General features: G+C 69.0%; 1 protein-coding gene. It reads left to right on the plus strand.

Annotated elements, in window-relative coordinates:
* Positions 1 to 221: Rieske 2Fe-2S domain-containing protein (locus EN850_RS35075; RefSeq protein WP_145973034.1), on the plus strand; the 221-nt coding region annotated here is incomplete at its 5' end.
* Positions 222 to 316: the final 95 nt, after the last annotated feature.

Consider the following 316-nt stretch of genomic DNA (forward strand, 5'->3'; position numbering starts at 1 on the left):
CGCAGGTGCGCGCGTTCCTGAACATCTGCCCGCATGCCGGCCGCCGTTTGGACTGGGCACCGGGCCAGTTCCTGAAGAGCCGCGAGGGGCATCTGGTCTGCGCCGCGCACGGCGCCTCGTTCGCGCTGGACAGTGGCGACTGCATCGCCGGCCCGTGCAAGGGCGACCGCCTGCGCGCGGTGCCGGTGGACGTGCGCGACGGGCAGGTTTACCTGGCTTGAAGCCAGCTGGGGGTCGGATCCGTCTTCCGCAGGAAAACGGCTCTGACCCCATCAAGCCAGGAGCAGTCGAGCATGGCTCGACGCTACAAAAGCCG

This window comes from Mesorhizobium sp. M8A.F.Ca.ET.207.01.1.1 (assembly GCF_004794715.1).
Lineage (GTDB): Bacteria > Pseudomonadota > Alphaproteobacteria > Rhizobiales > Rhizobiaceae > Mesorhizobium.